The following is an 890-nucleotide window of genomic DNA, read 5'->3' as shown; positions in this document are numbered from 1 at the left end:
TCCAACCAGGTGCTGCTCAAGCGCGAAGACCTGCAACCGGTGTTCTCCTTCAAGATTCGTGGCGCCTATAACAAGCTGGCGCAATTGAGCCCCGAAGAACTGGCGCGTGGCGTGGTCACGGCCTCGGCCGGCAACCATGCGCAAGGCCTGGCGTTGGCGGCGAAAGTGTTGGGTATCAAGGCGACCATCGTCATGCCCAAGACCACGCCTGAGATCAAGGTCGAGGGTGTGCGCTCACGGGGCGCGCAAGTGGTGCTGCACGGTGATTCGTTCCCCGAGGCGCTGGCCTACTCGCTCAAGCTGGTGGACGAACAAGGCTTCGTCTACATCCATCCGTACGACGATCCTGACACCATTGCCGGGCAAGGCACGGTGGCCATGGAAATCCTGCGTCAGCAACCGGGCCAGCTGGACGCCATTTTCGTCCCGGTGGGCGGTGGCGGTCTGATTGCGGGCATTGCCGCTTACGTCAAATACTTGCGCCCGGACATCAAGGTCATCGGCGTCGAGCCGGACGACTCCAACTGCCTGCAAGTCGCCATGGCTGCCGGTGAGCGTGTGGTGCTGAATCAGGTCGGACTGTTTGCCGATGGCGTGGCGGTGGCGCAGATCGGCCATCACACCTTTGAAGTCTGCCGTCACTACGTCGATGAAGTCATCACCGTCAGCACCGATGAAATCTGCGCAGCCATCAAGGACATCTACGACGACACCCGCTCCATCACCGAACCGGCCGGTGCGCTGGGCGTGGCCGGGATCAAGAAATATGTCGAGCAACGCGGCATCAGCGGCCAGACGCTGGTGGCCATAGACTCCGGCGCCAACGTCAACTTCGACCGCCTGCGCCATGTGGCCGAGCGTGCCGAACTGGGTGAAGGCCGCGAAGCCAT

At 62.2% G+C, this 890-nt stretch carries 1 protein-coding gene; it reads left to right on the top strand.

The features are described 5' to 3' along the window. Positions 1-890, top strand: an 890-nt coding sequence (gene ilvA / locus JL015_RS27545) for a threonine ammonia-lyase, biosynthetic (protein WP_201020686.1), incomplete at both ends; no start/stop codon positions are given.

Source organism: Pseudomonas cichorii (assembly GCF_015471405.1).
Classification (GTDB): Bacteria; Pseudomonadota; Gammaproteobacteria; order Pseudomonadales; family Pseudomonadaceae; genus Aquipseudomonas; species Aquipseudomonas serbiensis.
The sequence above is the reverse complement of the archived record's forward strand: the minus strand, read 5'-3'. Positions and strand labels throughout refer to the sequence as shown.